This window comes from Nocardia jiangsuensis (assembly GCF_042650385.1).
Taxonomy (GTDB): Bacteria; Actinomycetota; Actinomycetes; order Mycobacteriales; family Mycobacteriaceae; genus Nocardia; species Nocardia jiangsuensis.
The window spans coordinates 23,344-44,640 of record NZ_JBHSAX010000010.1; the positions used below are offsets into that span (position 1 = coordinate 23,344).

16 protein-coding genes are annotated in these 21,297 nt (G+C 74.7%); 8 read left to right on the forward strand and 8 right to left on the reverse strand.

Annotated elements, in window-relative coordinates; translation table 11 throughout:
* The first annotated feature begins 94 nt into the window (after positions 1-94).
* Positions 95-1,405: a cytochrome P450 gene (locus tag ACFO0B_RS11080; RefSeq protein ID WP_378612303.1), complete on the forward strand. Its 1,311-nt coding sequence runs from the start codon at positions 95-97 to the stop codon at positions 1,403-1,405.
* Here the strand turns inward: ACFO0B_RS11080 and ACFO0B_RS11085 are convergent.
* On the reverse strand, positions 1,398-3,005 hold the full coding sequence (locus ACFO0B_RS11085) for a carboxylesterase/lipase family protein (protein WP_378612304.1): 1,608 nt from the start codon (positions 3,003-3,005) through the stop codon (positions 1,398-1,400). The genes ACFO0B_RS11080 and ACFO0B_RS11085 overlap by 8 nt on opposite strands.
* Before the next feature lie 113 nt (positions 3,006-3,118).
* Between ACFO0B_RS11085 and ACFO0B_RS11090 the strand changes: the two genes are divergently transcribed.
* Positions 3,119-3,337, forward strand: coding sequence for an FmdB family zinc ribbon protein (locus ACFO0B_RS11090; protein ID WP_233020176.1), 219 nt, complete (start codon positions 3,119-3,121; stop codon positions 3,335-3,337).
* Positions 3,338-3,342: 5 nt separating this feature from the next.
* On the opposite strand, the gene ACFO0B_RS11095 is transcribed toward ACFO0B_RS11090, so the two are convergent.
* Genes ACFO0B_RS11095 through ACFO0B_RS11110 form a run of 4 tightly spaced genes read right to left on the reverse strand, consistent with a single transcriptional unit; the run spans position 3,343 to position 7,041 of the window.
* Positions 3,343-3,624 (reverse strand): SelT/SelW/SelH family protein, encoded by a 282-nt coding sequence (locus tag ACFO0B_RS11095; RefSeq protein WP_378612305.1) that lies wholly within the window; start codon positions 3,622-3,624, stop codon positions 3,343-3,345.
* Positions 3,625-3,635: 11 nt separating this feature from the next.
* Positions 3,636-4,016, reverse strand: a complete 381-nt coding sequence (locus ACFO0B_RS11100) for a YchJ family protein (RefSeq protein WP_378612306.1) — start codon at positions 4,014-4,016, stop codon at positions 3,636-3,638.
* A 26-nt stretch (positions 4,017-4,042) separates the two neighbouring features.
* Complete coding sequence (locus ACFO0B_RS11105) at positions 4,043-4,468, reverse strand: hypothetical protein (protein WP_378612307.1); 426 nt, start codon at positions 4,466-4,468, stop codon at positions 4,043-4,045.
* The gene (locus ACFO0B_RS11110; protein ID WP_378612308.1) at positions 4,465-7,041 is read right to left on the reverse strand and encodes an AAA family ATPase; all 2,577 of its coding nucleotides are present in this window, start codon (positions 7,039-7,041) and stop codon (positions 4,465-4,467) included. Before ACFO0B_RS11110 ends, ACFO0B_RS11105 begins: the two co-directional genes overlap by 4 nt.
* 334 nt (positions 7,042-7,375) lie before the next feature.
* On the opposite strand from ACFO0B_RS11110, the gene proS reads away from it, so the two are divergent.
* The 5 genes from proS (at position 7,376) to ACFO0B_RS11135 (ending at position 16,330) form a co-directional block, all read left to right on the forward strand.
* Positions 7,376-8,815, forward strand: coding sequence for a proline--tRNA ligase (gene proS / locus ACFO0B_RS11115; RefSeq protein WP_378612309.1), 1,440 nt, complete (start codon positions 7,376-7,378; stop codon positions 8,813-8,815).
* A gap of 114 nt (positions 8,816-8,929) precedes the next feature.
* The gene (locus ACFO0B_RS11120) at positions 8,930-11,770 is read left to right on the forward strand and encodes an SWIM zinc finger family protein (protein WP_378612310.1); all 2,841 of its coding nucleotides are present in this window, start codon (positions 8,930-8,932) and stop codon (positions 11,768-11,770) included.
* Positions 11,767-12,867, forward strand: a complete 1,101-nt coding sequence (locus ACFO0B_RS11125; protein WP_378612311.1) for an ATP-binding protein — start codon at positions 11,767-11,769, stop codon at positions 12,865-12,867. Before ACFO0B_RS11120 ends, ACFO0B_RS11125 begins: the two co-directional genes overlap by 4 nt.
* Positions 12,846-15,191, forward strand: a complete 2,346-nt coding sequence (locus tag ACFO0B_RS11130) for a DUF5682 family protein (RefSeq protein WP_378612368.1) — start codon at positions 12,846-12,848, stop codon at positions 15,189-15,191. Before ACFO0B_RS11125 ends, ACFO0B_RS11130 begins: the two co-directional genes overlap by 22 nt.
* Entirely contained in the window at positions 15,188-16,330 is a 1,143-nt protein-coding gene (locus ACFO0B_RS11135) for a VWA domain-containing protein (protein ID WP_378612312.1), read from the forward strand. The genes ACFO0B_RS11130 and ACFO0B_RS11135 overlap by 4 nt, the downstream gene beginning before the upstream one ends.
* A 178-nt stretch (positions 16,331-16,508) precedes the next feature.
* Here the strand turns inward: ACFO0B_RS11135 and ACFO0B_RS11140 are convergent, their stop codons facing one another.
* Entirely contained in the window at positions 16,509-19,040 is a 2,532-nt protein-coding gene (locus ACFO0B_RS11140) for an ABC transporter permease (RefSeq protein WP_378612313.1), read from the reverse strand.
* Positions 19,040-19,813, reverse strand: coding sequence for an ABC transporter ATP-binding protein (locus tag ACFO0B_RS11145; RefSeq protein WP_378612314.1), 774 nt, complete (start codon positions 19,811-19,813; stop codon positions 19,040-19,042). The genes ACFO0B_RS11140 and ACFO0B_RS11145 overlap by 1 nt, the downstream gene beginning before the upstream one ends.
* A 103-nt stretch (positions 19,814-19,916) precedes the next feature.
* On the opposite strand from ACFO0B_RS11145, the gene ACFO0B_RS11150 reads away from it, so the two are divergent.
* Positions 19,917-20,345, forward strand: a complete 429-nt coding sequence (locus ACFO0B_RS11150) for a DUF1877 family protein (protein WP_378612315.1) — start codon at positions 19,917-19,919, stop codon at positions 20,343-20,345.
* Between the two features lie 23 nt (positions 20,346-20,368).
* Here ACFO0B_RS11150 and ACFO0B_RS11155 read toward each other — a convergent pair whose 3' ends face one another.
* On the reverse strand, positions 20,369-21,292 hold the full coding sequence (locus ACFO0B_RS11155) for a hydroxymethylglutaryl-CoA lyase (protein WP_378612316.1): 924 nt from the start codon (positions 21,290-21,292) through the stop codon (positions 20,369-20,371).
* Between the last annotated feature and the right edge of the window lie 5 nt (positions 21,293-21,297).

Here is a 21,297-nt window from a genome sequence, read left to right on the forward strand (position 1 = left end):
TAGGAGAACGTGGTCCGCCCCGGGCACGTTTTGCGCCGTTGCCGGTTCTCGTACGGTGGAGATCACCACGTCGAGGTGATTGCGAGGTCGCACCATGAAGCCCCAGTACTGGTTCCGGTGGTTCTCCGAGCACGGGGTGCCGCGGTACGCGGTGCGCGCCGCCGCGAAGCAGGGTGACCGCTTCGCCGAGCTGGTCGGCGGCCCCACCGGGGTCAGCGACCCGTACCCGCTGATCGAGCGGATGCGCGGTGACGGCCCGCTACAGCGCACCCGGATCGCCTGGGCCGGCTTCGACCACGACGTGGTGCGGAGCATCCTGCGGGACAGCCGGTTCGGCGTGCGCAACCCCGTCGGCTTCACCACGCCGCGGGCACTGCAGTGGATCAAGGACGCGGCGCACGTGCCCGCGAACCCGGTGGAGCCGCCGTCCATGCTGGTCATCGACCCGCCGGAGCACACCCGGATGCGCAAGCCGGTGGCGTCGGCCTTCACCCCGCGCGCGGTGCGCAAGCTGGGCGACCGGGTGGAGAAGGTCACCGTCGAGCTGCTCGACGGGCTGCCCGACGACGGCCGCACCGACCTGATCGCGAGCTTCGCCTCCCGGGTGCCGATCGCGATCATCTCCGAGATGCTCGGCTTCCCCGACTCCGACCAGGATCTCTTCCTGGAGTGGGGCGACCGGATGACCCCGCTGCTCGACATCGGCATCTCCTGGCGCGACTACCGCGGCGCGTTCGGCGCCATGAACGTCATGGACGGCTACCTCCGCGCGCACATCGCGAAGCTGCGCGCGAACCCGGGCGACGACATCCTGAGCACCCTGGTGAGCACCGGCGACCTGGACGATTACGCGCTCGCCGCCACCGCCAGCCTGCTCATGGGCGCCGGTTTCGAGACCACGGTGAACCTGATCGGCAACGGCGTCGTGCAGCTGGCGACCCATCCCGAGCAGCTGGCCAGGCTGCGCGCCGAGCCGGAGCTGTGGCCGAACGCCATCGAGGAGATCCTGCGCATCGACCCGCCGGTGCAGACCACCGCGCGCACCGCGCTGGAGGACGTCGAGGTCGGCGGGGTGCAACTGCGCGCCGGCGCCACCGTCGTGGTCTCGCTGGCAGGCGCCAACCGCGACCCGGCGGTCTTCACCGACCCGGACCGCTTCGACGTCGGCCGGGAGAACGCGCGCGAGCACCTGACCTTCAGCAACGGCATCCACGTCTGCCTCGGCGCGAGCCTGGCCCGGATGGAGGGCGTCTTCGCGCTGCGCTCGCTCTTCGAGCGCTTCCCCGACCTCGCGCTCGACGGCGCGCTGCGGCACCGGCAGCTCTACACCCTGCACGGATACCGGGCGCTGCCGGTGCGGCTCGGGCACCGCGCGCCGCGCACGGTGCCGCAGCCGGTCAGCTGAAGCCGACGGCCTGCGGCCCCCACGCGGTGTGGAAGGGGCCGTCCGGGTCGTCCACCATCCGGTCGACGGCGTCGATGAGCAGCGTCGGCCTGGTCTCCGGGCGGTAGGGCGGCCAGTGCTTGGAGCCGTCGAGCGCGGTGGGGACGCCGTGCTCGGCGAAGGCCGTCCAGCGCCGCATCATCCGGCCGGAGACGGCCTGCGCCGCGCGCCTGCCGCCGAGCCAGAAGGTCGGGTCGTGGTCGAAGGTGCCGAAATTGCCGAAGACGTACGGCAGCTCGGTGGCGTGGCCGGCGCCGACCCTGGCCGCGCGGAGCATCGGGGTGGCGTGGTCGAAGCGGTAGACGAAGGTCGGCGAGTGCTGCGCGTGGCCGTCCGCGACCCAGCGCGCGGGCATCCGGAAGGCGGCGTCGGTGGAGATGGCGAGCGCGCCGCGGGCGGTCGCGATGTCCGGGTAGGCGGCGGTGATCTCGGCCAGCCGCTCGGGGCCGAGGTCGGGGTGGCCTGCGGAGATGTCGCGCAGCATGGCGTTCACCGCGTCCGGCGTCACCGGCATGATCGGCGAGCGGAAGAGCCGGAACAGCGAGGCCTCGTCCCGGTTGCTGCCGATCACCAGCGGCACCCGCAGCGACTCCCCGCGCGCGAAGCGCTCCACCGGGTAGCCGGGCAGCAGCGTGCCGTCCACAACGGGGGCGGCGGCCAGCCTGCCGGGCTCGGTCACCGGCACCTCGTCGAAGAGCGTCCCCGCCACCTGGGCGAGCCGCTGGATGGGCAGCTCGGTGAGCTCGGCGGCCCGGCTCGCGGGCAGCTCCAGCAGCTCGAGGAAGCGCTGCGCCACCGTGGCCGCGCGCTCCTGCCCGAAGACCGTTGTCGCGGGCGGGCTCTGCGCGATGGCCTTGTGGAAGAGGCCGTCCGCGCGCGGGGAGGTGAGCAGCGCGGTGACGCAGCCGCCGCCGGAGGACTCGCCGAAGAGCGTGACATTGCCCGGGTCGCCGCCGAACTCGGCGATGTTCTCGCGCACCCACTCCAGCGCGGCGATCTGGTCGTGCAGCCCGAGATTCGGGACGAAGCCGTCGCCGAGCGCGGAGAGGTCGAGGAAGCCGAGCACGCCGACCCGGTAGTTCACCGTGACCACCACGATGTCACCGGATTCGGCCAGCCTGCGGCCGTCGTAGATCTCCTGGGCGGCGGTGCCGAGGCAGTACGCGCCGCCGTGCAGCCACACCATGACCGGGCGCGGCGGGGCGTCCCGGTGCGGAACGCGGGGCGCGAAGACATTGAGCCAGAGGGGGTTCTCACCCATCCGCAGCGTGCCCGCGACCGGGACCATGGGGCCCATGGCCTGCGGCGCGACGTCGCCCGGCTCGGTGCAGGGGCGCTCCCCCGACCACGGCTCCGGCGGGCGGGGCGCGCGGAAGCGGTCCGGCCCGGCGACCGGGGCGCCGTACGGGATGCCGCGCCACACGGCGACGGGCCCGGCGGTGGTGCCGCGGACCGCGCCGTGGGTGGTGCGGACGACGGGCTCGGCGGGCGGATGGTCGGCGGTGGCCTCGAATGCACCGGCAGCCGCGTACTCCGGGCCGGTCTCGATCTCCATTGTCATGCTCTGTACCTCCTGACCTGCGCCGATCACCGAAAAGGCAAGATCGTCCCTTCGAGGGTACGTCCGAAGGGCAGTTCCAAACGGTTACTCCCGCCACCCGTTACCCTTGTGCTGTGCCGAGTTACCAGTTCCGCTGCCGCAGCTGTGGGGACACCTTCGAGGTCTCGCGCCCGATGGCGCGCTCCGGCGATCCGGCCGAGTGCCCGGCCGGGCACGGCGATACGGTCAAGCTGCTCACCACCTTCGGGACCGTCGGGGCGTCGAGCGCTCCCGCGCCGATGCCCGCCGCGCCGAGCGGCGGCGGGTGCTGTGGCGGTGGCTGCTGCCGGTAGCCGGGTCAGGGGTTCGCGTCGCGGTCCAGGTGGCCGAGATCACGGTCCGGCGCGACCCGATCGCGCACCCGCTGCTTGAGCTGCGCCACGTCCGGGAAGCCGCCGTCGGCCTTGCGCTCCCAGATCTGCTCGGCGTCCACCGTGATCCGGAAGATCCCGCCGGTGCCGGGTACCAGCGCGACCTCGTCCAGATCGGTGCCGAAGGTGTTCAGGAGCTCCTGCGCCATCCAGGCCGCGCGCAGCAGCCAGCGACACTGGGTGCAGTACTCGATCGCCACGCGCGCCATGCGGGCCGACGCTACCCGACCGCGCCGTCCAGGTAGTGCCAGGCGCCGTCCACCCGCTCGAACCGGCTGACCTCGCGCAGCACGTGGCTGCCGTCCGGATCGCGGTGGTGCGCCGCGAATTCCACCACGCCGTCGCCGTCGAACGGGCCGCCGCGCTCGGTGCGCAGGATCTCCAGGAAGCGCCAGCGGGTGTCCGGGTCGATGTCGATCGAGTCGGGTCTGGTCCGCGGGTGCCAGGAGCGCAGCAGGTAGGCGCTGTCGCCGACGGCGAAGGCGGTGTAGCGGGAGCGCATGAGCGCCTCCGCGGTCGCGGCCGTGCGCTCGCCCGCCAGTACCGGGCCGCAGCACTCGTCGTACGCCTCGCCGCGCCCGCACGGGCATCGCCTCGCCATGTGGGCCATCGTCGCACGGCGCGGCCTCAGGCCAGGGCCGCGAGGGCGTCGGCGAACTCCTCCGCCTGCTCGCGCCAGCGGCGCAGCTCGGTGACCGAGGGGGCGAGCTCGTAGTCGTGGTGGTGCGCGGCGCGGGAGAGCGCGGTCCAGACCGCGGCGATCCGGGCGGCGAGCTCGGTCCCCGCGTGCAGCCGGAGCGCGAGCAGCTGCGCACGCATGGGGCAGCGGGCGAGCGCGGGCTCGCGGCGCGCCCACAGCTCGTCCACCGCCTGCTCGACGGCGAGCCGCAGGATCCACGAGGTGGCGCGGGACCAGACGCCGCCCGCGTCCGTCACGGTGCCTGCCAGCAGGTGGTCGGCGGCCTCGAAGCGGTCCGCGATCGTCGGCCGGGCCGCACCGCGCTCCCGGTTCCGCGCCCGCTGCCGATTGCGGCGCACGGGTTCGCCGGTCATCGCGCCCGCGGCGGGCTCGGCCTTCGCCTCGGCGCGCCGTTGGCACCGCGCTCCCCCGCGTCCGCCCGGCCCTGCTGCCCACCGGCGCGGCCGCCCCGATCGCGCGCAGCGCCGCCGTTCGCCGCCGCCCGGCGGCCGGGCGGGCGGTCGGCGCTGCCGTCGAGGTCGGCGGCGAGGCGGGCGACGAGCCGCTCGGTGTCGGCGATGAGCGCCCGCATCCCGCGGTCGATCGGGACGTGCGCGCCCGCGGTGGCGTCGCGCAGCACGTCGACCGCCCAGCCGCCCTCGGTGGCGGCCAGGTGCGCGTTCAGGTCGTCGACCTTGCCGTCGACGCCCATGACGGCGAGCGCGACCATGGCCCGCGTCGTCTGCGCCGCCGAGACCCGGCGCTCCACCTCGGCATGGCCCATCCCACCGGCGAGCAGCGAGCGCCGCGCCCTGGCCAGCCCGGCCGCCTCCAGCGCGGAGCGGCAGCAGGTCGCCACCAGCTCGGTGGCGATGGCGGGCGGCAGCTGCCTGGTGTGCATGAGCGAGCGGGCGTCGGCGAGGTAGCGGCGCACCGGATCGCTCACCGTGCGCACCTCGACCACCGAGCGCTCCCGGCGCTGCACCTCGAGCACCCTGGCGTCGAGCTGCATCCGGCGCACCGCCTCGGCCAGCCGCTCGTCGTGGGTGAAGACGACGACCTGCCTGCTCCGCGCGACCTCGGCCAGCACCGTGGCCAGCCCGTCCACCTTGGCCGGGTCCATGGCCTGCACCGGATCGTCGATCAGCACGAAGCGGAACGGGCTGCGCTCGGCGGTGGCCCGCGGCAGGAAGAGCGAGAGCCCGAGCGCGTGCAGCTCGCCCTGGCTCATGACGCCGAGCGCGGCGCCGTCCACCTCGTCGACGGTGACGTCGAGCAGCACCCGGCGCGCGGTGCCCGCGCTGCCCTGCAGCCGGACCGCGCCCAGCTCGACGTTGCTCTGCTGGCGCAGCGTCTGCCAGACCCAGCGCGCCGTCTCCTGCAGCGGCGCCATCCGCTCGTCGCGCAGGATGCCCGCGGCCGCCTTGAGCCACTCCTCGGCGCGCTTGACCGTACGCAGCTCGGCGGAGTCCGCCTCGACCAGCCTGGCACCGGTGATCCAGGCGGTGAGCCGGGGCACCAGCGGCGCCCACACCTCGTCCAGCCGCTCCAGTTCGGTGCGGGTGCCGCGGCGCACGTGCTCCAGCTCGTCCACCAGCCGGGTGTAGGCGGTGCGCACCCGCTCCGGCAGTGCGGGGTCGTCGTCCGCGCCGTCGTCGAAGCGCAGCGCGGCCCAGCGGGTCCACGCCCTGGCTACCGCGGCGGTGTCGACCGGGCGGCGGCCGGGCGCGACCAGCTCGTCCGGCACCGGCTGCGGCAGGCTGCGCAGCGCGGCGGCGGCCCGGCGCAGCTCGGCGCGGGCCTCGGCGAGCCCGGCCACCCTGGCCGCGAGCTCGCCGATCGCGATGTCGGTGGCGGCGCGCCAGGCGGCGTCCAGCTGCCCGGCGCCGCAGAGCGGGCAGACGCAGTCCGCGTCCCCGGCGTGCGAGCGCGCCCGGCGCAGCAGCTCCAGCGTGCGCAGGTCGGCCTCGGCGTTCCCGGTGGCGTACCGCGCGACCTCGGCGCCCGCCCGCTCCAGCCGCTGCACCGCCGCGCGCACCACCACCGGCGCGGGCACCGCGAGCCGGACCAGCCCGCGCAGCCCGGCCACATCGGCGGTGTCGTCGGCGCCGGTCAGCGCGGCCTCCACCGCGGCGATCTCCGGGTCGGGGGTGCGCAGCAGCGCGGCGAGCTCGACGGCCCTGGTATCGGCGGTGCGCTCCAGCGCGCCCGCGAGTTCGGTGCGCAGCGCCCGCGAGGCCCGCGCCGCGCGCTCCAGCGTCAGCCTGCGGGCGCGGATGCGCTCCTGCGCGGCGGTCAGCTCGTCCAGCCCGAGCAGCCGGTGCAGCGCGTCGAAGAGGTCGCTCGGCCTGCCGTCGATGAGTGAGCCGAGCTCGCTGTAGGAGAGGAACGGGCGGTGCAGCGCGAGCAGCGCCGACCATGCCTCGACATCGAACGGCGCGGGATCGGCGGCGCCGCGCTGCTCGGTCCACTCCGGCGCGGTGAGCTCGGCCTCGGCGGGCCAGGCGGCGCGCACCAGGATCTCCGCCGGGCTGCCCGCGGTGAGCAGGTCGAGCGCGATCCGGGTCTCGCCGGGGGCGTGCAGGTTGCGCCAGCCCTCGCGCCAGGCCGCGGAGCGCCCCTCCCAGCGCCGGTTGGCGCCGGTCAGCGCGAGCTCGGCGGCCTCGGCGAAGCTCGACTTGCCGCTGCCGTTGCGCCCGACCACCAGCGTCAGCCCCGGGCCGGGCGAGAGCCGGAGCACGCTCTCCCTGCCGATCCCGCGGAAGCCGCGAACGGCGATGCCGCGCAGGTAGATTCCGTCGTGCCGGGGGGCGCCCGCCGCCGGGGCGGGCTGTTCGATGTCGTCGAGCGCGGCCCGGACGACGGCGACGACCTCGGGGTCGGCAGCGGGCCCGTCCTCCAGCAGGCGCGCGAGCGACCCCGTGGCGTCGTCCGTCTCGGTCCGCATCCCGCCCCCTCCCGCACGACCGGAATCGTGCCGAACGCTACCCGATGGGGGGAGCGGCGATGCGCGGGGACGAACCCGCCCGCGCGGAGCTGGAGTTGGCCATCGAACGACGCGACCGCGCTCGATGTCCACCCCTCGCCAGCCCCGGCGGGCAGCTCGATGTGTCCGCACCCGGGCCGAGAGATACCGGGTGGTCCGGCACAGCCGAACAGGTCAGAATGCCAGAGCGGACGTCCGGAAGCAAGATCACCGATCGCCGCCGAAACCGGCTCGTACGCAGCCGTTTCCGGTAGCCGCCCGGTGAGTCCCGCCGGGGGCGCTAGTCTGTGCGTCCATGGCACGGGATGAGCGTGGTGTGACCGCACAGAGTGCGGACTTCGCGGCCTGGTACAACGAGGTGGTCGTCAAGGCCGCACTCGTCGACCGCGGCCCGGCGCGGGGCACCATGGTGATCCGACCGTACGGCTACCGCCTCTGGGAGCGGCTCCGGGAGGAGCTGGACCGCCGGATCAAGGACACCGGCCACGAGAACGCCTACTTCCCGCTGTTCATCCCGGAGAGCTTCCTCGCCCGTGAGGCCGAGCACGTCGACGGCTTCGCGCCGGAGCTGGCGGTGGTCACGCACGCGGGCGGCAAGGAGCTGGAGGAGCGGCTGGTGGTCCGGCCGACCTCGGAGACCATCGTCGGCGAGATGATGGCCAAGTGGATCACCTCGCACCGCGATCTGCCGCTGCTGCTGAACCAGTGGTCGAACGTGGTGCGCTGGGAGCTGCGGCCCCGGATGTTCCTGCGCACCACGGAGTTCCTCTGGCAGGAGGGGCACACCGCGCACGTCGACGAGGCCGACGCCAGGCGCGAGACGCTGCTCGCCTTCGGGCTGTATCGGGAGGTGGCGCGCGATCTCGCCGCCATGCCGGTGATCGCGGGCGAGAAGACCGCCGGTGAGCGCTTCGCCGGCGCGGTGGCCACCTACACCATCGAGGGCATGATGCGCGACGGCCGCGCACTGCAGGCGGGCACCTCGCACTACATGGGCACCAACTTCGCCTCGGCCTTCGGCATCCGCTACACCGGCGACGCGGGCCGGGAAGAGCTGTGCCACACCACCTCCTGGGGCATGAGCACCCGGATGATCGGCGGCATCGTGATGACGCACGGCGACGACAGGGGGCTGGTGCTTCCGCCCCGGCTGGCGCCGTACCAGGTGGTCGTCGTGCCGATCACGCGCGGCGGCGACACCGCCGTCGAGCAGGCGGCCGACGAGCTGGCCGTCCGGCTGCGGGCCGCGGGCATCCGCACCCACGTGGACGCGCGGCCGCAGCTCAGCCCCGGTTTCAAGTACAACGAGTGGGAGCTGCGCGGCGTCCCGATCCGGCTGGAGCTCGGCCCGCGCGATCTGGAGTCGGGCAGCGCCGTGCTGGTGGAGCGGCTCGGCGGCCGGGGCAAGCGCGCGGTGCCGATCGACGCGCTGCCCGCGGTGCTGCCCGGCGTGCTGGACGAGTTCCAGGATTTCCTGCTGGCGCGGGCCACCGCCTTCCGGGACGAGCACACCCACGTGGTCGGCGACTGGGGCGATTTCGCCGCGGCGGTCGGCACCGGCTGGGCGCTCGCGCTGCACTGCGGCACGTCCGCCTGCGAGGACGAGATCAAGGCGCTGACCGCCGCGACCCCGCGCTGCGTCCCGCTCGACGGCGAGCAGGCGAGCGGGGTCTGCGTGCGCTGCGGGGCGCGGTCGGCGTACGGCAAACGGGTGATCTTCGGCCGCGCGTACTGAGCGCCGCAGCCTGTCGGTGCACTGGTATAGAACTGCTTCCGACGACGCGATCGGCACCCGCCGCTCGGCCGGATCGGGGGGATACCGATGAGCACGATCACGGGAGGCAGCCGCGTGGGCACGACGCCCTGGAGCGAGGAGCAGGTCGCCGCGGCGGCGCCGGACCAGAGTTCGCTCACCGCCGCGCGGCGGCTCGGCGGCAAGCTCGGCGACGCCGTCGCGCAGGGCACCGCGTTGGCGGGGACCTGCGCGGGGAGCGGGCGCACGCCGTACCGGGTCGTTGTCGATCTCGCCGGTCCGGCCTTCCGCTGCTCCTGCCCCAGCCGCAAGTTCCCCTGCAAGCACGCGCTGGCGCTGCTGCTGGCCTGGTCCGCCGGTGCGGTCAAGGAGGGCGGCGAGCTGCCGTCCTTCGCGACGGAGTGGCTGGCAGGCCGCGCCGCGCGGGCGACGGCGGCGGCGCCCGCCCGTCCGGCCGATCCGGAGGGCACCGAGCAGCGGCGTGCGCGGGTGGCCGCCGGGCTGGCCGAGCTGGAGGTCTGGCTCGCCGACCAGGTGCGCACCGGGCTGGCCAGGGCCGATCGGGTGCGCGGCTTCGAGGCCATCGCGGCCCGCATGGTGGATGCGCAGGCGCCGGCGGTGGCGTCCGCGCTGCGCCGGCTTCCCGCCGTCGCCGCGGGTCGCTCCGACTGGCCCCGGCTGGTGCTGCGCGAGTACGCCGGGCTGCACCTGCTCGCCATCGCGCACCGCGGGCTCGCGGAGCTGCCCGAGCCGCTGGCCGCGGGGGTCAGGGCGCACATCGGCTACCCGATGGCCGCCGAGCTGGTGCGCTCCGGCCCCGCGGTGCGCGACGACTGGATGGTGCTCGGCACCCGCGCATCCGAGGAGGAGCGGCTGCACACCAGGCGAACCTGGTTGCGCGGCAGGCACTCCGGGCGCTGGGCCATGCTGGTCGAGCACAACTTCGGCGGCCGGGTGGTCACGAGCGCGGCGCCGCGGCTCGGCTTCATGGCGGACGCGAGCCTGCACTACTACCCCGGCGCGGCGAACCTCAGGGTGCAGTGGGGCACCAGGCACGGCGCCGACACCCCGGTCACCTCGCTGCCCCTGCCGGACGGCGCGGGCCGGATCGACGCGGCACTGCGCGCGTACGCGGCGGCGCTGGCCGACGATCCGTGGCTGCGGGCACAGCCGGTGCTGCTCACCGAGGTGGTCCCGGTGCCGGGCGAGACCGGCTGGTGGCTGGCTGAATCGGACGGCACCGCGCTGCCGATCGCGCCCGGCGAGCAGCCGTGGCGGCTGCTCGCGATCTCCGGCGGGCATCCGGTCGCCGTGATCGGCGACTGGACCGCGGAGGGGCTGGTTCCGGTCGCGGTCTTCGCGGCGGGCGAGCTGCACCGGGCCGACGAGCCGCTCGGGCCATCGGTGCCGCCGCCGGAGCCGCCGCAGCCCGCGCCGGAGACGGCCGAGCTGGTCTCGGTGGCGCTGCTCGGTACCGCGCAGCGCGGGCTCGACGCCGGGCGGCTGCCCGCCCCGGTGGCCGGTGCCGTCGGGCGGATCGACGACCCGGCCGCCGCGCTGCTCGCGGCCGCCGCGCTGCAGGACCTGCTCGACCGCGGCGGGGTCGGGGCAGGCACCGCCGTGCCGCCGGTACCGGCGGCGGAGGACGAGCGTCCGCTGCTGCCCCGCGCGGCCGCCGACCGGCTGGCCGGGCTGCTCGGGAGCCGCTCCCCCTTCCTGCCGGAGTGGTTCGCGGCGGCGGCGCCGCGCGACTTCCGCGCGCCGGACGCGCTCGGCGTCCAGCTGCTCGAGTACGCCCGCACGCTGCCCGAGCACCGCGGCCCGCTGCTCCGGCTGGCCGGGCCGCGCGGCCGCTGGCTGGCGGCGGCGCACCCCTCCTGGAACGACTTCCGCACCTCGTCGGCGGAGGTCGCCGAGGTCTGGGCCCACGGGAAGCCCGCGGCGCGGCGGAACCTGCTGCGCGAGCTGCGCCGGGACGACCCGGCGCGGGCGCGCGAGCTGCTCGCGAGCACCTGGGCCACCGAGTCGGGGGCGCAGGCCGCCGAGCTGCTCGCGGTGATCGGCGACGGGCTCGGCCCGGCCGACGAGGAGCTGCTGGAGACGGCGCTGTCCGGGCGCCGCGGTGACGTCCGGCGGACCGCCGCCGCGCTGCTGGCCCGGCTGCCCGGCTCGGCCTTCACCGAGCGCATGCGGCAGCGGGCCGAGCTGTGGCTGCCGGTCCGCGGCGGCACGACGCTGGAACTCGCGCTGCCCGCGGAACTTCCGCCGGACGCCGAGCGGGACGGCCTCGCCGAGAGCGGCGCCGAGTTCGGCTACCGCTGGTCCGGCGGCCCGGACGACACCGCCGCGCTGCTGCGCAGGCTGGTCGCGGCCACCCCGCTCGCGCGCTGGGAGAAGACATTCGGCTCGCCGGTGCGGGCTGTCGCCACCGTGCTGGACGACCGGTTCCGCCGACCGCTCTTCGACGGCTGGATGGACGCCGCGCTCGCGGCGGGCGACGGCGCGTGGGCCGCGGCGCTCTTCGACGCCGGGGTGCCGACCGACCAGGCGCTGCTGCGAAGGCGCGAGCTGTTCGCGCTGCTCCCGGCGCCGGAGCGGATCACCCGGCTGCTCCGGCTGGACGGCGCCTGGCTCTCCGAGCTGGAGGCGCTGCTGCCCGCCGTCGAGCATCCCTGGCCGGAGCAGGTGGCGCACCACGTCCTGCTGCTGCTGCACGAGCGGGCACGGACGGCCGCCCGCCGACCGGGCGCCTCCGGTGCCATGCCGACCGCGCACCGCTCGCTGCTCGCCGCCGCCGCCGCGCACCTGCCACCCGATGCCGCGCCGGTGGTCGCCGCCACCGCGCACCGCTGCGACGACGCCGCCTGGGGCGATGCCTTCCAGCGGCTCGCCCGCGACCTGACCATCCGCTCGACCATGCTCGAGGAGCTGCAATGACCGCACCGACGACCGACACCGGCCTGCTCCGCCCGCACGCCGAACAGGCCTACGCGGCCGAGCTGGCCGCGCTGGCCGCCGCCGACGACCGGCCGCGCCCGCCCTCCTGGGAGCTCTCGCCCTGGGCCGTCGTCACCTACCTGCTCGGCGGCGTGCTGCCGGACGGCACCGCGATCATCCCCAAGTACATCGGCCCGCGCCGCCTGCTCGAGGTCGCGGTCTCGACGCTGGCCACCGACCGCGCGCTGCTCCTGCTCGGCGTGCCCGGCACCGCCAAGACCTGGGTCTCCGAGCATCTCGCCGCCGCCGTCTCCGGCAACTCCACGCTGCTGGTGCAGGGCACCTCCGGCACCGCCGAGGAGGCCATCAGGTACGGCTGGAACTACGCCAGGCTGCTGGCCGAGGGGCCGAGCGAGGCCGCGCTGGTGCCGTCGCCGGTGATGACCGCCATGCGCACCGGGAAGATCGCCAGGATCGAGGAGCTCACCCGCATCCCGTCGGATGTGCAGGACGCGCTGATCACGGTGCTCTCCGAGAAGACGCTTCCGGTGCCCGAGCTGGGCAGCGAGGTGCAGGCGGCCAAGGGCTTCACCGTCATCGCCACCGCCAACGACCGGGACCGCGGCGTCAACGATCTCTCCTCCGCGCTGCGCCGCCGGTTCAACACCGTCGTGCTCCCGCTGCCCGCGGGCGAGGACGAGGAGGTCGCCATCGTGACCAGGCGGGTCGCCGAGCTCGGCGCGGCACTGGAGCTGCCGCCGGTGCCCGCGGCGGCCGAGGAGATCCGCCGGGTGGTCCGGGTGTTCCGGGAGCTGCGCGCCGGGGTGACCGCGGACGGGCGGACCAAGCTCAAGTCGCCGTCCGGGACGCTCTCCACCGCCGAGGCGATCTCGGTGATCACCAACGGCATCGCGCTCTCCGCGCACTTCGGCGACGGAGTGCTGCGCGCCTCCGACATCGCGGGCGCGGTGCTCGGCTCGGTGATCAAGGATCCGGTGGCGGACTCGGTGGTGTGGACGGAGTACCTGGAGGCCGTGGTGCGGGAGCGGCCGGAGTGGGCCGACTTCTACCGCGCCTGCCGCGAGGTGTCCGGGTGAGCACCGCCGTGACCCGGGTGTTCGGCATCCGGCACCACGGGCCGGGGTCGGCGCGCTCGCTGCGCGCGGCGCTGGCCGAGTTCCGGCCGGACATCATCCTGATCGAGGGGCCCGCCGACGCCGATCCGCTGGTCGGCTACGTCGGCGCCGACGGCATGGCGCCGCCGGTGGCGCTGCTCGCCTACGTGCCCGGCGAGCCGGCCCGCGCCGCCTTCTGGCCCTTCGCCTCCTTCTCCCCCGAGTGGCAGGCGCTGCGCTACGGCGCCGAGCACGGCGTCCCCGTCCGCTTCTGCGACCTGCCGTCCACCCACGTGCTCGCCGCCCGCGAGCACGAACCCGCCGAACACCGCGACCCGCTCGCCGAACTCGCCGCCGCCGCCGGCTACGACGACGCCGAGCGCTGGTGGGACGCGGTCGTCGAATCCGCCGCCGACTCCGGCGCCTTCGACGCCATCACCGAAGCCATGCGCGCCCTCCGCGAACCCGCCCCGCCCGGCGCGGAAGTCGCCGAGCCCTCCACACCCGCGGGCGCGACCGCGACCGGTGGCCCCGTCGAATCGCCCGCGGGCGTGGGCGGGGCGGAGCCCCGCGTTCTTCACCCCATCCCGGTGGACACCCAGACCCTGCGCCGCGAGGCGTACATGCGCCAGACCATGCGCAAGGCCCTGCGCGCGGGTTCCGAACGCCTCGCGGTGGTCTGTGGCGCCTGGCACGCCCCCGCCCTGGACGGCCCGCTCGGCCCGGCCGCCCCCGACACCCGGCTGCTCACCGGCCTGCCGAAGGTCAAGACCGCGAGCACCTGGGTGCCGTGGACGCACTCCCGGCTCGCCACCGCCTCCGGCTACGGCGCGGGCATCACCTCGCCGGGCTGGTACCACCACCTCTTCACCGAAACCGAACAACCGGTGGTGCGCTGGCTGACCCGGGTGGCGGGCGTGCTGCGCGCCGGCGACCTCCCGGTCTCCAGCGCACACGTGATCGAGGCGGCCCGGCTCGCCGAGACCCTCGCCGCGCTCCGCGCCCGCCCGCTGGCCGGGCTCTCCGAGGTCACCGAGGCGGTGCGCGCGGTGATGTGCGGCGGCGACGAGACCCTGGTCCGGTTGATCGCCGAGGAGCTGGTGATCGGCGAGGCACTCGGCGCCGTCCCCGCGGACACCCCGACGGTCCCGCTCGCCGCCGACCTCACCGCCACCGCCCGCACCCTCCGGCTCGAGCGGGAGCCGAGCGCCCGCACCATCGACCTCGACCTGCGCAAGGAGCGCGGGCTGCGCCGCTCGCACCTGCTGCACCGGCTCCGCGTGCTCGGCATCGAGTGGGGCGTGCCCGCGCAGAGCCAGGTCCGCGGCACCGGCACCTTCCGGGAGAGCTGGACCCTGTGCTGGGAGCCGGAGTACGCGCTCGCGGTGATCGAGGCCTCGCGCTGGGGCACCACCCTGCGCACCGCCGCCGAGGCCAGGATCCTCGACCACGTCGCGAACGCCGACATCACCCTGGCCGGCCTGGCCGCCGCGCTCGATACCGCGCTGCTCGCCGAGCTCGGCGCCGCCACCGACGGGCTGATCGCCAGGCTCGACGAGGTCGCCGCGCTCGACCACGACGTCACGCACCTGCTCGGCGTGTTACCCGGGCTGCTGCGCACGCGGCGCTACGGCGACGTCCGCGGCACCGACGTCAGCGCGCTCGGCCGGGTGGCGGACGGCCTGCTGGTCCGGATCTGCGCCGGGCTGCCCGGCGCCGTCACCGGGCTAAACACCGAGGCCGCCGAGAACCTGCGCGACCAGATCGACGCCGCCAACGCCGCGCTGCGCACCGGCGCCGACGGCATCGAGCAGTGGCAGGCCGCGCTGCGCGTGGTCGCCGACCGGGACGACGTGCACGGCGCGCTGGCGGGCCGCGCGGTCCGGCTGCTCGCCGATGTCGGCGAGATCGATGACGTCGAGTCCGCGCTGCGGCTCGGCGCCGCGCTCTCGGTGGGGCGCACCGCGCAGGCCAAGGCGGCCTGGGTCGACGGCTTCCTCGGCGGCCGCGGGCTGTTGCTCGTGCACGACCGCGAGCTGCTTCGCCTGGTCGACGAGTGGGTCCGCGGCCTCGGCGACGACCAGTTCACCGAGGTACTCCCGCTGCTCCGCCGCACCTTCGGCACCTTCGAGCAGCCCGAGCGGCGCGCCATCGGCCGCGCGGTGCGCGGCGGAGCCCGCGCCGACGGCGGGAGCGCCGCCATCGATGTCGAACGCGGCGAACTCGCGCTCCGCGCCGCCCTCACCATCCTCGCGGCGGCCCCGCGCCCCGCGGACGCCGCTGAACCCGCAGGAGCCATCCCGTGACCGATGACGCGCACGCCCGCCGCTGGCGGCTGCTGCTCGGCGCCGCCGCCGAGTCCGAACTCGGCTCGCCGGGCGGGCAGCACGAGCAGGCCATGGACCGCGCCCTCGGTGCGCTGTACGACGCGGGCGACCCGTCCGGCCCGCGCTCCGGCGGGCTCGGCGCCTCGGCGCCCCGGGTCGCCCGCTGGCTCGGCGACATCCGCACCTACTTCCCGACCAGCGTGGTCGAGATCATGCAGCGGGACGCCGTCGAGCGCCTCGACCTCACCCAGCTGCTGCTGGAGCCGGAGCTCCTCGAGGCGGTGGAGCCGGACGTGCACCTGGTCGGCACGCTGCTCAGCCTCAATGGCGTGATCCCGGAGACCACCCGCGCCACCGCGCGCACCGTGGTCGCGGCGGTGGTGAAGCAGATCGAGGAGCGGATCGCGGCGAAGACCGTCGCCGCCGTCTCCGGCGCACTGAACCGGGCCGCGCGGATCGCCAGGCCCCGGCACCGGGACATCGATTGGGACCGCACCATCCGGGCGAACCTCGCGCACTACCTGCCCGAGCACCGGACGGTGGTGCCGCAGCGGCTGATCGGCTACGGCAGGCGCAGCCAGGCGGTGCACCGTGAGGTGGTCCTCGCCATCGACCAATCCGGCTCGATGGCGGCCAGCGTGGTGTACGCCTCGGTCTTCGGCGCGGTGCTCGCCTCGATGCGCTCGCTGCGCACCTCGCTGGTGGTGTTCGACACCGAGGTGGTGGATCTGACCGAGCACCTGGACGACCCGGTGGACGTGCTGTTCGGCACCCAGCTCGGCGGCGGCACCGACATCAACCGGGCCATCGCGTACAGCCAGTCACTGATCACCAAGCCGACCGACACTCTCTTCGTGCTGATCTCCGACCTCTACGAGGGTGGTGTGCGCGAGGAGATGCTGCGCCGGGTCAGGTCGATGACCGAGGCCGGGGTGCAGGTGCTGGTGCTGCTCGCGCTCTCCGACGAGGGCGCGCCCTCCTACGACCACGACAACGCCGCCGCGCTCGCGGCGCTCGGCGTCCCCGCCTTCGCCTGCACCCCCGACCACTTCCCCGACCTGCTCGCCGACGCCCTCGACCGCAGGGATGTGAGCCGCTGGGCGGGCGCCCCGCGCTGACCCGCGCACCCGGCGTGCCCCGCGGGCGACGCGATGCACGGCGCCCGCCCGCGAGACGGCGAAGCGGCGCGGGCCGAGACCCGCGCCGCTCCTCGGCACAGCCGTCAGGGGCGATGGCCCGCCGGTACCTCGGCAGCTGGCGGAGCAGGCTGCGACTCCGGCCGCCGACCTCCCGGCATCACACGTCGGCGATCGCCGCCAGCGGCGGCGTGCGCGCCGCCCGCACCGCGGGCCAGAGCGCGGCCAGCACCCCGACCACGGCCGAGCCGACCAGCACCAGCACCAGCTGGCCCCACGGGATCGCGATCTGATCGAGCCCGAAATCGCGGAGCGTACGCAGGAACCCGACACCGAGCCCGAGCCCGAGCAGCAGCCCGACCACCGCGCCGAAGACGGCGATCAACATGGATTCCAGGTAGATGGTGCGGCGCACCTGCGGCCGGAGCATCCCGACCGCGCGCAGCATGCCGATCTCCCTGCGCCGCTCGACCACCGAGAGCGCGAGCGTGTTCACGATGCCGAGCACCGCGATCACCACGGCGAGCGCGAGCAGGCCGTAGAGGATGGCGAGCAGGGTGTCGATCTGCCTGCCCTGCTCCCCCTTGAACTCCTCGCGGTCCATCACCTGCACCACCACGAACTGCTCGGTGGCGCGCTCCAGGTCGGCGCGGAGCGCGGCCGGGTCGGTGCCCGGCTTCGCCTGCACGAGGAGCACCACGTTGGCCCGGAAGGCGACCGGCGTGGTCCGCTCGTAGAGCTGCGGCGAGAGGATGACCTCGCCGAGCAGCGGGCTGTTCCGGTAGACGCCCTGCACGGTGACCGGCAGCGCGGCTCCGTCCAGCCCGTTGATGGTGACCTCCTGGCCCGGGCTCCAGCCGCGCTCCTTCCGCTCCTTCTCGGAGACCAGGATGTCGCGCTCGCCGAGCGTGTTCGTGCCCGCCACCAGGTTGACCCGCATGACCCGGTCGAACGGCCCCTCCGGCGAGGAGCCGGGCACCTGATCGCCGTCGATCTGCACCAGCGCGGCGCGGAATCCGACCACCTGCTCGGCGGCGGGCACGCCGTCGCGCACCGCCGCGGTGGCGCCGAGCGGCACCCCGATCTGCTGCGGCCCGGCCAGCACGAAGTCCGCGGTCACGTCCTTGTCCACCAGGCCGCCGATGCTGGCCTTGGCCGAGGCGCCGAGCATGCCGATCGCGGTGACCAGCATGAGCCCGAGGGTGAGCGCGAAGGCCGTCGCGGCCGTCCGGCGCGGATTGCGCCGCGCGTTGTTCCGCGCCATGGCGCCGACCGCGCCGAACGGGCGCATGAGCACGCCGAGCGCGCCGACCACCGGCTGGGAGAGCGCGGGTGCGGCCAGCAGCACCGCGAGGATCAGCGCTAGCGCGCCGGCCCCGACCGTCGATGCCGCGGTGCCACCGGTGTACTGGGCGCCGCCCACCACCAGCGCCACGCCGACGACGGCGAGCAGCGCACCGGCGATGGTCCGGTTGCGCAGCGAATCGCCCGAGGTGGCGAACTCGGCGCGCATGGCCTCCACCGGCGGCACCTTCGCCGCCCGCCGGGCGGGGGCGTAGGCGCTGATCACGGTGACCGCGAGCCCGAGCGCGAGCCCGATCAGCACGGTCCGCGGCTGCAGCGTGAGCGTCCCGGTCGGCAGCCCGACGTCGAAGGCGTTGAGCAGCGCGGAGAGCCCGTACGCCAGCCCGACACCGCCTGCCAGCCCGATGACGCTGCCGAGCACGCCGATCACCAGCGCCTCGGCCACCACCGAGCGCCCGACCTGCCCGCTGCTCGCTCCGACCGCGCGCAGCAGCGCCAGCTCGCGCAGCCGCTGCGCCACGATCATGGAGAAGGTGTTGTAGATGATGAAGGTGCCGACGATCAGCGCGATCGCGCCGAAGGCGAGCAGGAAGTAGTTGAGGAAGTTCAGCGCGTCGGAGACCTGCGCCTTCATGTCCTCGCGCACCTGGTCGCCGTTCTGCACCTTGTACTCGCCGCCGTACTCGAGCGCGAGCCGGTCGCGGAGGTCGTCGGCGGGCAGCCCGGCCGCCGCGATGTCGACGTAGGCGACGCGCGTGCCGTCGGTGAACAGCTGCTTCGCCTGCTCCTCGGGGAACTGCAGCGCGACCAACCCGCCGGTGCCGCCCGGCAGCTCGTAGATGCCGCTCAGCGTGGCGTCGAACGGCGCGCCGCGGGACGGGATCAGTACCTTGGTGCGGTCGCCGACCTGCAGCCCGGCTCGCTCGGCGCCGCCGGTGTTGATCGCGAACTGGCCCGGCTGCGTCGGCGGCCCGCCCTGCGTGAAGGCGAGCGGCTCGGCCACCGCGCGCTCGGGCGGCAGGTAGGACTCGCCGAAGCTGGGGGCGCCGCCGGTCTGCACGGCGGTCTTGCCGGTCGGGTCGAGCAGCACGACCGGGCCGTTCACGCCCGGCGCGACGGCGCGCACGTCCGGGCGGGCGGCGATCTTGTCCACCACGGTCTGCGGCAGCCCGGGGGACTGCTGGTTCTTCGGGCTCACCCGCACGTCGACGCCCTTGGCCTGGCTGGCGAAGATGCCGTCGAAGGTGCGCTGCAGGGTGTCGGTGAAGACGAAGGAGCCGGCGATGAACGCCGTGCCGAGCACCACCGAGAGCAGCGTGAGCGCGAGCCGCACCTTGTGCGCGGCCAGATTGCGCAAGGCGACCTTGCGCATGGGACCGCCCGCCATCAGTTCTCCAGCGCCTTCATCCGGTCGAGCACGGAATCGGCGGTGGGGTCGCGGAGCTCGTCCACGATCCGGCCGTCGGCGAGGAAGACCACCCGATCGGCATAGGCGGCGGCGCGCGGGTCGTGCGTGACGATCACGACCGTCTGGCCGAAGTCGTCGACGGCGGCGCGCAGGATGGAGAGCACCTCGCCGGAGGAGCGGGAGTCCAGGTTGCCGGTGGGCTCGTCGCCGAAGATGATGTCCGGTTTGCCCGCCAGCGCCCTGGCACACGCCACCCGCTGCTGCTGGCCGCCGGAGAGTTCGCTGGGCCGGTGCTCGAGCCGGTCCGCGAGGCCGAGCCTGCCGAGCACCGTCTCCAGCCAGCCGCGGTCGACCTCGCGGCCTGCGATGTCCAGCGGCAACGTGATGTTCTCCAGCGCGGTCAGCGTCGGGACCAGGTTGAACGCCTGGAAGACGAAGCCGATGCGGTCGCGGCGGAGCTTGGTCATCTCGGCGTCGGAGAGGTCGGTCAGGTCGGTGTCACCGATCCGGACCGTGCCGGAGCTGGCCGAATCCAACCCGGCGAGGCAGTGCATGAGCGTGGACTTGCCGGACCCGGACGGCCCCATGATGGCGGTGAACTCGCCCCTGGCGAAATCTGCGGACACCCCGTCGAGCGCGGTGACCCTGGTGTCTCCGGCGCCGTAGACCTTGCTCAGGTCAACGGCGCGGGCCGCGACGGAGGTCGCGGTGCCCGGCTCGGTCGGTTCGGCGCTCACGGCGTGCGATGTCATGGCAACCAGTGTTCCCGCGTTCGCGCGTGCACGCCATCGGGGAATCCCCGGAGCGGAGGGACCACCTCCGGGTGTACTTCCTGCGGCGGTATCGTCCGCATGGATGGGTACGAGGATGGCGTTCGCCGCGGCGACGAGCATGGAGCTGGACCACGGGGTGCTCGACCCCGAGTGGTTGCGCGGCTCCGTGCGCATCGGCTGTGACCTCGGAACCTCCTGGGCCGCCGTGCAATACCTGCTGGACGCGGCCGTGGTACCGGTGGACCTGCGGGTGGACGGCGACCCGCTGGACGTCGGGCAGACGCTCGCCGCCTGGTATCCCGAGCTGGTCGCCGAGGCCGCTGCCGCCCTGTCCCCGGTGAGCCCGGAAGCGCTTGCCGCCCTGCGTGACCCGGCCCGCATGGCGGACGAGGGGATCGACCCCGCCGATTCCGCCGAGCTCCTCGCGTCCCTCCGCGCGCTGACCCGGTTCTTCACCGAGGCCGCCGCTCGCGGCGCAGGCGCGGTGATGCTGCTCCGCGCCGACGATTGAGGCGCGGGGCAGTACTCGCTCGGTCAGCCCCGGACGGGCGCCGCCCACGGGAAGGCGGTGGTGGTGGAGCGGGCGCCGGTGACCGTGCGGGAGCGGTTCGGCTCGCCGAGTTCGGTGAGCAGGCCGTCGGTGAGATCGGCCAGCTCGGCCAGGGTGGCGGGGGTGAACCAGGACGGGCGGGTGGCGAAGAGGATGTCCTCGGTGGCGGTGTTGCCGCCCGCGCCGGGGGCGAACGGGCAGCCGCCGAGGCCGCCGAGCGCGCCGTCGACGACGGTGGCGCCCGCTCCGATCGCGGCCAGGGTGTTCGCGACGCCCATACCCCAGGTGTCGTGGCCGTGGAAGACGATGCGGCGGTGCGGGGTGTGTTCGCGGACCGCGCCGACCAGGGCGGCGACCTCGGCCGGGCCGGCCTGGCCGAGGGTGTCCGCGAGGACGATGTCGGCGGCGCCGTCGGTGCGCGGGTCGGTGGCGATGGCGAGGACTCGGGCCGGGTCGACCGGGCCGGTGAAGGGGCAGGTGAAGCTGGTTGCCAGGGTGAGCTGGATGTCGCCGCCCGCCTGTTCGGCTCGGCGGACGGCCTCCGGCATGGCGGCGATGCTGGCCTCGGTGTCGCGGCCGATGTTCGCGCGGTTGTGTTCGTCGGTGACGGAGAAGCAGTACTGGAAGTGGGTGATGCCTGCTTCGGCTGCCTTTTCCACGTGGCGGGGGGTGGCTACCCAGACCCAGCAGCGGGTGCGTTCCTCCGGGGTCAGTTCGGCTATCAGTTCCAGGGTGTTGGCCATGGGTGGGACCAGGTCGCCCCTGGCGAGGGAGCCGATTTCCAAGGCTGGGACGCCGAGGGCGAGGAGTTTCCTGGCGATCTCCAGCTTTCGTTCGACGTCGAGGAGTTTGCCGGTGAGCTGGAGGCCGTCTCTGAGGGTGACGTCTCTCAGGATGATGTCGCTCATAGCCG

Bases quoted from the DNA above. Each gene is read 5' to 3' on its own strand.
- ACFO0B_RS11100 (WP_378612306.1), bottom strand. From the start codon at position 4,016: ATGGCGAGGCGATGCCCGTGCGGGCGCGGCGAGGCGTACGACGAGTGC.
- ACFO0B_RS11110 (WP_378612308.1), bottom strand. From the start codon at position 7,041: ATGCGGACCGAGACGGACGACGCCACGGGGTCGCTCGCGCGCCTGCTG.
- ACFO0B_RS11105 (WP_378612307.1), bottom strand. From the start codon at position 4,468: ATGACCGGCGAACCCGTGCGCCGCAATCGGCAGCGGGCGCGGAACCGG.
- ACFO0B_RS11125 (WP_378612311.1), top strand. From the start codon at position 11,767: ATGACCGCACCGACGACCGACACCGGCCTGCTCCGCCCGCACGCCGAA.
- ACFO0B_RS11095 (WP_378612305.1), bottom strand. From the start codon at position 3,624: ATGGCGCGCGTGGCGATCGAGTACTGCACCCAGTGTCGCTGGCTGCTG.
- ACFO0B_RS11140 (WP_378612313.1), bottom strand. From the start codon at position 19,040: ATGGCGGGCGGTCCCATGCGCAAGGTCGCCTTGCGCAATCTGGCCGCG.
- ACFO0B_RS11150 (WP_378612315.1), top strand. From the start codon at position 19,917: ATGGGTACGAGGATGGCGTTCGCCGCGGCGACGAGCATGGAGCTGGAC.
- ACFO0B_RS11155 (WP_378612316.1), bottom strand. From the start codon at position 21,292: ATGAGCGACATCATCCTGAGAGACGTCACCCTCAGAGACGGCCTCCAG.
- proS (WP_378612309.1), top strand. From the start codon at position 7,376: ATGGCACGGGATGAGCGTGGTGTGACCGCACAGAGTGCGGACTTCGCG.
- ACFO0B_RS11085 (WP_378612304.1), bottom strand. From the start codon at position 3,005: ATGACAATGGAGATCGAGACCGGCCCGGAGTACGCGGCTGCCGGTGCA.
- ACFO0B_RS11080 (WP_378612303.1), top strand. From the start codon at position 95: ATGAAGCCCCAGTACTGGTTCCGGTGGTTCTCCGAGCACGGGGTGCCG.
- ACFO0B_RS11145 (WP_378612314.1), bottom strand. From the start codon at position 19,813: ATGACATCGCACGCCGTGAGCGCCGAACCGACCGAGCCGGGCACCGCG.